Below are 878 nucleotides of genomic sequence, written 5' to 3'. Positions count from 1 at the left end.
CCCATCTTTTCCTCCGTTTACGTTTGGAAACAGGTCATTGATTTTGTCATCCCCGGATTTTGGTGATGAGCCATATTAATTCAGCGAAAACCTCTTTTTGCTTCGCTAATTGAATAACAGTAAACCACTGAATCCGCTTAAAAAGCATCTGATAAATGGTGCTCTTTGCCTTTTCTTATTGCTTCAATTGTGAAATAGTTAGATTTTTGACAAGTTGAAATAAGCATTTGCTCTACCCGATTTTCAAATGCCAAGTTTTTATGTAACTCAAGCCAACGATACCAGTAAAGGTAACTATCCAAATAATACGTACCAACGCCCTGAAATCGTTCCATCCATCCTTTCAAACGGCGATGTAAGTTATTAACGTGTTGTATATGAAATATCCCTTTTTTTACTCGTTGATTTTGATTAAGATTAACTGTTTCGTGTTTAAGATTTTTTGCTGCTGCAAATTTTTTATAATTGGTAGCGGTATCCGTGCATAACAAAGAAGAATGGGCTATATAATCCCCGATAACCCCATCAATTTCTTCTGCTTTTACACGACCTCTACCCGCCATCCTCGCAATAATATTGTTATTTCGATCTTGTGCTACAACTACAGCAATTTTCTGATTTGAAATCCCTCGTTTTTCATCCTTTTCTTCTCGTTTTTTTGAAAGAGTAGCAGTAAAATCCAATTTCCAAAGGATTTATGCTACTCTTTTGATGTAGGTTTAAATTTTCACAAGAGCCACCAAGTTTTTATTACTTATCTAAGAGAATGCTTGACTATCAAATAAAAGTAGTCATTACTTTGTAAGCCCGAAATATAAAAAAATAAGCGCACCTTCTCGGTACGCACGACGAATGGCCATCTATCCTAATTTTTTTTC

Annotated in this window: 1 pseudogene; it reads right to left on the bottom strand. The window is 35.4% G+C overall.

What is annotated here, in order from left to right:
* Positions 1 to 137: 137 nt before the first annotated feature.
* Positions 138 to 659, bottom strand: a pseudogene (locus AMS59_RS23925) (IS1595 family transposase); the annotation flags it as partial.
* Positions 660 to 878 lie beyond the last annotated feature (219 nt).

Origin of the sequence: Lysinibacillus sp. FJAT-14745, from assembly GCF_001275675.1 — a bacterium.
Classification (GTDB): domain Bacteria; phylum Bacillota; class Bacilli; order Bacillales_A; family Planococcaceae; genus Lysinibacillus.
The sequence above is the reverse complement of the archived record's forward strand: the minus strand, read 5'-3'. Positions and strand labels throughout refer to the sequence as shown.